The organism is Microcystis sp. M53603_WE2 (assembly GCF_030065435.1).
The window spans coordinates 1-4,998 of record NZ_JASJFF010001214.1 but is presented as its reverse complement, the minus strand read 5'-3'; the positions used below and the strand labels follow the sequence as shown (position 1 = coordinate 4,998).

Annotated in this window: 5 protein-coding genes and 1 pseudogene; 2 read left to right on the top strand and 4 right to left on the bottom strand. The window is 42.3% G+C overall.

The window, feature by feature from the left end:
* Together PX481_RS25380 and PX481_RS25375 are read right to left on the bottom strand one after the other, a co-directional pair.
* On the bottom strand, positions 1-243 hold a 243-nt coding region (locus tag PX481_RS25380), incomplete at its 3' end, for a BrnT family toxin (protein ID WP_002756886.1).
* Positions 244-804: 561 nt separating this feature from the next.
* Entirely contained in the window at positions 805-2,229 is a 1,425-nt protein-coding gene (locus tag PX481_RS25375; RefSeq protein ID WP_043998828.1) for a protein adenylyltransferase SelO, read from the bottom strand.
* Positions 2,230-2,311: 82 nt separating this feature from the next.
* On the opposite strand from PX481_RS25375, the gene PX481_RS25370 reads away from it, so the two are divergent.
* Together PX481_RS25370 and PX481_RS25365 are read left to right on the top strand one after the other, a co-directional pair.
* Entirely contained in the window at positions 2,312-2,569 is a 258-nt protein-coding gene (locus tag PX481_RS25370; RefSeq protein WP_002756891.1) for a CRR7 family NDH-1 assembly protein, read from the top strand.
* A 173-nt stretch (positions 2,570-2,742) separates the two neighbouring features.
* Entirely contained in the window at positions 2,743-3,153 is a 411-nt protein-coding gene (locus PX481_RS25365; protein WP_288023469.1) for a salt stress protein, Slr1339 family, read from the top strand.
* A 6-nt stretch (positions 3,154-3,159) separates the two neighbouring features.
* Here the strand turns inward: PX481_RS25365 and PX481_RS25360 are convergent, their stop codons facing one another.
* Complete coding sequence (locus PX481_RS25360; RefSeq protein ID WP_002756895.1) at positions 3,160-4,389, bottom strand: hypothetical protein; 1,230 nt, start codon at positions 4,387-4,389, stop codon at positions 3,160-3,162.
* A gap of 294 nt (positions 4,390-4,683) precedes the next feature.
* Positions 4,684-4,998, bottom strand: a pseudogene (locus tag PX481_RS25355) (2-succinyl-5-enolpyruvyl-6-hydroxy-3-cyclohexene-1-carboxylic-acid synthase); the annotation flags it as partial.

Genomic DNA, 4,998 nt, shown 5'->3' with positions numbered 1-4,998 from the left:
TTCATATTTCGTCGCTTTTCTTGCAGAAATAATACGGGTGCAATCCTCACGTTCTGTATGGACAACGGCAATCACTCGCCCTTGCAACAAACCGAATGTGACAAAACGCTGCTCTCCATAACCGTAACGATCGTCCTCAACCGTTACAATATCCCCATCAAACACGGCTGGAACATCGGTAAAATCTATTCCGTGCTTACGAAGATTAGCAAGACGTTTTGCTTCATCCCATTCATATTCCATAACCGAACGACAGCTACAATAACCAATTGTAGTTATAAATTGTCGTTACAGCTATCCATGCCAAGCAATTTTTATCGTGAATGAATGCCCCGCAAGCAACTTCAAGCCACTGTCCTAACCGAGGACTTGCCGCATAACTACATATTACAGGTCAACTTTCTGCATAACACTCTCCAGAGTAACGATATGGGTCAACTTTCTGTATATCACTCGATTTAGGCGCAATTGCAAGAAACTTTCCCCATATCACACCCAAAAGCGTGTTAGCCAGAAGAGCTTACTGCAAACAATCTCTTTTCAAGAGACTTATCACAGAAGCTTTCTAGAGTTCTAGCAAAGATTCTTAGATCTGACTGCACTTTGTCACAAAACTTCACTATTATTTTGACACTTTTAATAGTTGGAGCGGAAACATTGATCGCCAAGTCTGGTCAATTTTTGTCCAACGCATTTCAGGAAATGACCTGAATAAGTAGCTAGAGATAATTAATTACACATATTTAATCACCTGTTGCCTCTCCTAACCAAGAAATTAATTTTGCACCACTACTTATTACTTAATTACTGTTTATTTTGTAATTTTATCACTAATTCTTGGAAAGGTTGCCAATCATCTTTATAGGTAATTGCCTCCCAAACCGATTCGATTAGCGGTCTAAGTAAAGCAGTTTTAGGATTATAATGCGTTAAGGTGTTCCCAATTTGAACCAAAGAATCTGAGGGTAATTGATTTAAGACCAAACTATATAATTCTCGCCAACGTTGCCAATCAGCTTTCGGTAAATCCATATTTTCAAGAATTAGAGAACTATTTTCTCGCCAACCGTAATTAAATTGTTCACTTAATTGATAGAAAAAGTCGTGATAACCGAGGCCAGTTTCTTGGAGAACTTCCACGGTTTTGCTGACCAGTAAAGCAGATTCGGGAGTAAAAATATCCTCAAAACCTAACTTTTTAAGCATCATTTTTTGATAATAAAAATTGTAATGCTGGTCATAGTTAGCCAAAGCCAGATCTAACTCTAACAAGGAGACGACCATGGCCAGGGGAGATTGCAGTAACTCTAGATTTAAACGACAGATAAAAGGCTGATTACCATAACTATAACGGCCGCCGTAGTCGAAATAGGCCGCCGTAAATTGGGGATTATAGGAAGGAATAAAAGCGTAGGGACCATAATCGAAACTTTCCCCGGTAATTGACATATTATCGGTATTGAGAACCCCATGACAAAAACCTGCGGCCATCCATTGGGCCGCTAATTTAGCGGTTCTTTCGATTAAAGCGGCGTAAAATTTTAAATAGCGATCGCTATCTTGGGGATTGATTTCAGGATAATAATAAATAATCACATGATCGAGGAGTCTTTTAATTAAATCGCTACGTTTAATATGAAATAAACGCTCAAAAGTCCCGAAACGAATATGAGAATTACTAACTCGAATCATCACCGAAGATCGCGTCGGGGAAGGTTCATCACCGCGCCAGAGGGATTCCCCCGTTTCCACCAAACTGAGACAGCGAGAGGTATTCACCCCTAAACCGCGTAAAGCTTCCCCAGCTAAGACTTCTCTGACTCCACCCTTGAGAGTTAACCTACCGTCCGCATGACGGGAATAGGGAGTCCGTCCCGATCCTTTCGTACCAAAATCGTATAATTTGCCATCAATACCCCTAACTTGACCGTAGAGAAAACCGCGACCATCTCCCAAGAAAGGATTATACTCGCCAAATTGATAACCGTGGTAACGCAGGGCCAAAAAGGGGGTCAGGGATTGAAATTTACCAAAAGCCTCGATAAAATGCTCATCTAAGGTTAATTCTGGCTGAATTCCCACCAAAGGTAATAAAGCATCATTGCGAAAACGAAGGATATGACTGGGAAAATCCGCGGCTGCAACTTGATCATAGTATTGGTCCCCCAAGTCCTGCATGGCGCTTTCGTAAGGGAGACTGAGAAAGGGATTGGTGAGATGGTCTGTCATAGTGGTGGTGTCGATCGAGCGTTGAGGCGATAAAGTGATAAAGATAGCCAAAAAATTTTCCTACTGAGACTATCAAACAGCGATGCCCGATTCTATTATGTATCAAGGGGACTATTTTCTTGTCCTTGAGGCCGATCAACCTGAACAATTCCAGACTCCCGACCAGTTGCGGGATAAGTTAAAAGATTTAATCACCGCAAAACCAGAGATTTGTCCCCGACAATTGGCGAAATTCTCTAGTTTTGAGGAAAAATCTCTCTATCTGCGCGATAATTACTGCGAGTTAGACCTGGGTGAGGAGGGTTATCTACAATGGTATGTGGTCCGTTTGGAAAAATAAGGAAACCCGTTATTCAGTAGTTAGGTGTTAAAAACTGTCAGACACCCCCCTTATCAAGGGGGGATTAAGGGGGGATCCATCTTCAATTTAATTATAACCAGTTACTTAGTTATTAAGGCAGAGGCAATCAGAGCAATTATCTTTTTAACTTTTTACTTTCTAACTTGATCATTATGGGAGAAATAGAAGATTTACTGGCACAAATGAAGGCAGAATACCAGAAACGGGATCAGGAAAAACCGATGCCGTCCCCTTCTTCTCGCCAAGAAAAAGATCGTTCCCCGGCCGAATTTAAGGTTAATTATGCCAGCGATTCTGCTACCGATGCGCTTTTAAAAGCTTTAGCCTTAGAAAACCAAGCAAGGCAACAACAGGAGGCAGCGGAAAAAGAAAAAGCGGCGGCATTAAAACAGCAGCGCAAGCGAGAAGCTTTAACTAGAAAGGCAAAGCAATGGTTAGATAAATTAGATGCCAAATCGGAGGAAGGACGCTGGTTTGAGGAGTTTTCATATAGCTACGATTCTCCTTTAGAAGCGGCGATTACTTATCTAGAAGCTTTGGGAGAAGTGGACATTTCTAAATGATCAGGTCTAATTTAAAGTTGTGGGTAAATTTGCTTGGTCAAAAACTCGATTATGCCACCAAATATTATCACCGGCTAGAATATTTGTGCCGTAACGAGGGACGATGCCATAAACAGTGCCGGGGTCATAATCCAAAGCTTGACTGATGAGATTGTAGAGACGTTGTAGATCAAAACCCCGGGGGTCACAATGGGGATATTTTCCTTGATTAATCAGAAAACTATCTACGGCAAAATGGCTGACAATTTGCGGTAATTGTCCCGTTTGTAAGGCTGCGAGGAGATAATATTTCGCCGTTTGTTGGTATTGAAAATCGCTGTAACCGGGGAGGGGTTGCAAGCGTCCTTTGGTCAAACAGTGGGATCCCGGCGCTTGTACCAGTTCAATGTTAACACTGGAGATAACCCGACGATTTCTTTCGGCAAAAACTGGTCGCAAGCGATCGCAATTAGGGTGAGATAGCTGCTGACAAATCGCTTCTGTTGCCCATAATGCGGTAGTTTTTGCCCCATCAAAGTAATTTGTGGGATATTCTTTGACTAAACGCTTAAAGAAGGCTTCTGAAGGCGTATTTAACCAAATTCTCGCCCTTTTTTCTAACTCAGAGGCCGATCGCGTACTCAAAGGAACACCCGCTAAAGCAAGTGCAAAACCCTTGACGCGGATAGTTTCTGGGGTAAGTTGCCACAGTTGACGCACTAATTGATCCCTGGTGTCTGCGGGCAGCATTTCGGCTGCTTGTTCATAAAAAGTGGCCGTGGGACGGTGACGTTCAAAAAAAGGCCGGGCGATCGAGTCTAAAATATCTCTATCCCTGGAATTCGGTTTGCGGGGGATGTAAACATTGGGACCCAATTTCATCGGACCGCGAGCATATTTTTTCTGTTCTTCGATGTTACCCGCAGTCATACTCCAAGCTGTATCGTGGAGAATAAACAAGGGAACGCGATCGAGGGTTAATTCGGTTTCTGGCGGGGCAATTTGCAAAAATTCGGCGATTTTCTGCTTTTCTAACTCATCTAGGCTCTTACCGGCTAAATTCTCCCCCACAGTGGAGGGATTAAAAATATTTATGGTGGCAGTGGAGAGACTAGAGGTATTCAGTTTTAAAATCAGTAGGGACAAGACCAAGCTAATCACCAAAGAAGTCACTCCCGATCGCCATTGTTCCGGGGGAAAGATAGAATATCTAGGGAGAGAAAATTGTCTTGATTTTTGCCGTCTTTGTCGATTCATCGGACTCTTTTAACTCTTTCCACCCATTGTATTCACTTTCTCGAAAAAGGGAATTAATACTAAATCCGTTGAGTATAGGCTACATAAGTAGGTGGGTGGAATTAAATATAAGATGAACGTAGGTTGGGTTGAAGAATGAAACCCAACGCCCGCATGGGTTACGCTACCGCTAACCCATCCTACAAATAATTGTGCCTCCCTACTTATCAGGATAGGCAATAGGCAATAGGCAATAGGCAATAGGCAATAGGCAGCTTTATTCTCCCCACTTCCCCACACCCCACACCCCACACCCTACACATAATTACTGAGGAACCATTGAGTATTAAAAGCTCGATCGCAGGATATTTCTAGTAATCTTAGACCTGATTCCGGTAAAACTGCGATTTTTTGCTGAAAATCAGTCCAATCGCTGATTAAATGGTAATCGATACCGTAGGTGCGACAGAGTTGGCAAAAGTCGATATTTTGGGGAGTGGCAAAAAATTCTTCAAAGGGAGGGTCAAATTTGGCGATCGGCAACATCTGGAAAATGCCTCCCCCCTTGTTATTGATTAAAATTATGGTCAAGGAGCCAACAAAATATTTTTTGATTAAAAAACCATTTGT

Excerpts from the sequence above, each read along its gene's own strand:
- PX481_RS25375 (WP_043998828.1), bottom strand. The coding sequence starts at position 2,229 with ATGACAGACCATCTCACCAATCCCTTTCTCAGTCTCCCTTACGAAAGC.
- PX481_RS25370 (WP_002756891.1), top strand. The coding sequence starts at position 2,312 with ATGCCCGATTCTATTATGTATCAAGGGGACTATTTTCTTGTCCTTGAG.
- PX481_RS25365 (WP_288023469.1), top strand. The coding sequence starts at position 2,743 with ATGGGAGAAATAGAAGATTTACTGGCACAAATGAAGGCAGAATACCAG.
- PX481_RS25360 (WP_002756895.1), bottom strand. The coding sequence starts at position 4,389 with ATGAATCGACAAAGACGGCAAAAATCAAGACAATTTTCTCTCCCTAGA.